This is a genomic window from Escherichia sp. WS1368, assembly GCF_046487485.1.
GTDB classification, from domain to species: domain Bacteria; phylum Pseudomonadota; class Gammaproteobacteria; order Enterobacterales; family Enterobacteriaceae; genus Escherichia; species Escherichia coli.
Genome location: NZ_JBJQJI010000040.1, coordinates 1 through 2,716, shown reverse-complemented (window position 1 = coordinate 2,716; position 2,716 = coordinate 1). Strand labels below are relative to the sequence as shown.

The window sequence follows — 2,716 nt, the reverse complement described above, 5'->3', positions numbered from 1 at the left end:
TATTATGGTGATCCCCTGGGCGAAATGCGCCTGGTAAGCAGAGTTTTTGAAATGTAAGGCCTTTGAATAAGACAAAAGGCTGCCTCATCGCTAACTTTGCAACAGTGCCGTAAAGGCGGCCTTATCCACCATTTCCCGAACAAGCAGGCGCTAATATTCGCCCTGTTCGCGCGTCTGCTGGCAATCATGGAAGAAGCGATTACCGCGCTGATGCAACAGGATGGCGTGAGCTATGGCCGGTTTACCCGCGCCTATCTGAACTATCTGGCGGATCTCACGGACACCCATGAAAGCCGCCAGCTTATGGTTTTGTCGCTGGCAATGCCCGATGAACCGGTGCTGCGCAAATGCTGGCGCGACTGGATGCTGGAGAAACTGGCGCAGGGCGATGAGCTGGATAACAGCCCAACCGGCACGCTGGTGCGCTACGCCGCTGACGGCATCTGGCTTTCGGAGTTGACGGAAGGGATCACCATGAGCGCCGACCACCGTCGCGCGCTGGTTGACTCCCTGAATAAAATGACGCTTCCCGCGTGAAGCACAGACTGAGGCCGCGATGCGCTACAACATCAATGCCCGTTTTATCTACGACGCCACCGACGGAACCCTGACGCTGCCGCAAAGCGATGAACCGGACAGCCAGCTATCCCTCACCGCCAGCGCCCTGTTTAACTATTTTCTGCGCCATACCGAGATTGTCAGCCGGGAAGATGTTCTGAAAAAAGTCTGGGATGACAATGGATTAACCTCATCCAACAGCAATCTGAATCAGTATCTCAGCATGCTGCGGAAGACCTTTCGCCATTACGGCGTCGATAACATCATCGTCACCGTCTCGCGCGGCTATTTGCAGCTTAATCCCGAGGTCATTATCGAAGCGCTGGACGACGCGCCGCCGGTTTCACCACAACAGACGCCTGCCGAACCGCCGCCCGTTACGACAACGCCAGACGCACCGCGCTCCGCACATGCTCGCGGGATGTGCTGGTACATGGCCGGAGCCTGCTTGCTCACCATTGCCCTGCTTCTGGTTGCCTTCAGTCTGGTCGGCATCAGTGAATCCCAGCCTATCGCGCTGACCCGCCTCAGCCATAGCCAGTGCGAACTGCTGGCCAGCGATGAAATGCGACGTTCGGTCAGTGAAGAGTCCTACGGCAAAAACTTCGATGAGGTACGCCAGCGGCTGAATATTGCCTGTAAACCCGGTGAACGTTTTCTTTTCTTCTACGGCGATCGGCTCGAAACCAACGGGCTGGGGCGCGTGTTCCTTGCCCACTGCGCCATGCATGAAGATAACCCGTTCAGCTATTGCGATAACTACTTTTACTACTCCTGGAAGCCGTAATGAGACTCGCGCCGCGTCCGTTCTTTGCCCTCTGCGTTCTGGTATTTATTGCCGCCGCCGCGTTTAGCGCCTGGCGGCTGCTGCCTGCCGACAACGCGGGTGTCATGAGCTGTTCCACTAAGGGCATCATGCGCTTTGAGAACATGGACAAAGAGAACGTTAACGGCAATATTCACTTCAATTTTGGCGCGCAGGGTAAAGGCTCGATGGTGGTCGAAGGTTACACCGACTCCGCCGCCGGCTGGCTCTACCTGCAACGCTACGTGAAGTTTACCTACAGCAGCAAACGCATCTCGGCCACCGAGCGTCATTACCGCATCAATCAGTGGGAATCGAGCGCCTCCTCGATTGATGAATCGCCGAACGTGATTTTCGACTACTTTATGCGCGAGATGTCCGACAGCCACGACGGGCTGTTTCTCAACGCTCAGAAGCTCAACGAAAAGGCTATCTTGCTCAGCTCTATCAATTCACCGCTGTGGATCTGCACGTTGAAATCCGGCAGTAAGCTGAACTAACCCGTCAATCAAAAAAGACCATCCCCTTGTAGGGGCGTTCGCGACAGGCGGCCAGCCGCTGCGCCAGATTCCCCACATGCAGCTCCAGCTTATGGCCGTCAGGGTCGAGAAAATAGTAAGACGCCCCTTCACTGCGGTTATCTTTCCATACCTCAGCCCCCGCCTGCGCCAGCAGAGCCACCACCCCGGCAAACTCTTCTTCCGCCACGCTGAAGGCGTAGTGGGTATAGTCGCTTTCCTGAGGGGGCGTTTTACGCCGCTGCTCATCCAGCGACAAGCACAGCCACAGCGCCCCACAGGAGAGATAGGCTCCGCTATCCCAGCTGGCGTGCAGGCGCATTCCAGGTAACTGCTGATAAAATGCCAGGCTTGACGCCAGATCGCTGACCGCCAGCGTCAGATGATTCAATCCCTGCAGCATGACTTTTCCTCCCGTTATCAAACCCTGTTGTAAACTGTGATCGGCGACGCATCCCCTCCCGGCCTCACCTCATCACCGGCTAAAAAGCGCATTTTTTGCGTTTAGCCTGCCATCGGAAACCTGCGCCTCGCCACACTAATCCCCGCTCTATGTTACCCCTTTTTTGAAATCATTTAGCAATCCAATAACATTTCATCCCCCCGGAAAAAGCGGGCTAAAAATCGCCTTATTGAAGACCAAATCAGCACCGACATTACAGCATAAAGACATAAATAAACGCCCTAAAAAGACTAAATCACAGAGCTATATCCTAAATAATTACGGCACTGTTGCAAATAGTCGGTGGTGATAAACTTATCATCCCCTTTTGCTGATGGAGCTGCACATGAACCCATTCAAAGGCCGGCATTTTCAGCGTGACATCATTCTGTG

Annotated in this window: 3 protein-coding genes and 1 pseudogene; 3 read left to right on the top strand and 1 reads right to left on the bottom strand. The window is 54.6% G+C overall.

Annotated features, from left to right (window positions below; translation table 11 throughout):
* Nucleotides 1-111 precede the first annotated feature (111 nt).
* The 3 genes and pseudogenes from ACJHYD_RS24435 to ACJHYD_RS24425 form a co-directional block, all read left to right on the top strand.
* Nucleotides 112-537, top strand: a pseudogene (locus ACJHYD_RS24435) (TetR/AcrR family transcriptional regulator); the annotation flags it as partial.
* Nucleotides 538-556: 19 nt separating this feature from the next.
* On the top strand, nt 557-1,345 hold the full coding sequence (locus ACJHYD_RS24430; protein ID WP_014839978.1) for a transcriptional regulator: 789 nt from the start codon (nt 557-559) through the stop codon (nt 1,343-1,345).
* Entirely contained in the window at nt 1,345-1,863 is a 519-nt protein-coding gene (locus ACJHYD_RS24425; protein ID WP_014839979.1) for a FidL-like protein, read from the top strand. Before ACJHYD_RS24430 ends, ACJHYD_RS24425 begins: the two co-directional genes overlap by 1 nt.
* Before the next feature lie 4 nt (nt 1,864-1,867).
* Here ACJHYD_RS24425 and ACJHYD_RS24420 read toward each other — a convergent pair whose 3' ends face one another.
* Nucleotides 1,868-2,284 carry a fosfomycin resistance glutathione transferase FosA3 gene (locus ACJHYD_RS24420; RefSeq protein ID WP_014839980.1) on the bottom strand — a complete coding sequence of 139 codons (417 nt, stop codon included), beginning with the start codon at nt 2,282-2,284 and terminating at the stop codon, nt 1,868-1,870.
* Between the last annotated feature and the right edge of the window lie 432 nt (nt 2,285-2,716).

What these genes read in the sequence shown, in the direction of transcription:
- ACJHYD_RS24425 (WP_014839979.1), top strand. Translation starts at nt 1,345, where the DNA reads ATGAGACTCGCGCCGCGTCCGTTCTTTGCCCTCTGCGTTCTGGTATTT.
- ACJHYD_RS24420 (WP_014839980.1), bottom strand. Translation starts at nt 2,284, where the DNA reads ATGCTGCAGGGATTGAATCATCTGACGCTGGCGGTCAGCGATCTGGCG.
- ACJHYD_RS24430 (WP_014839978.1), top strand. Translation starts at nt 557, where the DNA reads ATGCGCTACAACATCAATGCCCGTTTTATCTACGACGCCACCGACGGA.